General features: G+C 52.3%; 1 protein-coding gene. It reads left to right on the top strand.

What is annotated here, in order from left to right:
- The coding region (locus AC1RPU_RS08345) for a hypothetical protein (protein ID WP_481769704.1) at positions 1-256 on the top strand (256 nt) is incomplete at both ends.

Raw genomic sequence — 256 nt, forward strand, 5'->3', positions numbered from 1 at the left:
AAGCGCGTTGAGCGTTATGAGCAGTTGCACACACGTTTCGACATTGACCCAATCATTCGCAACTCCGAGATTTATGCGATCGAGACGAGTCTTGGTGTGCGGCATGGTGGAACTCTGTACTCGACGATTCAGCAGTCGCGGTTGTGGTATGAGAAGGCACGCTCGTTCAAGAACATGATCCTCGAAAAATACGTGCGGCTCGCGATCATGCACGCGAAGACCACGTACAAGGACTTCAATCACCACGTGCGGCTTG

The sequence above is a fragment of the Dellaglioa sp. CoH-55-MRSF-7 genome (assembly GCF_056782235.1).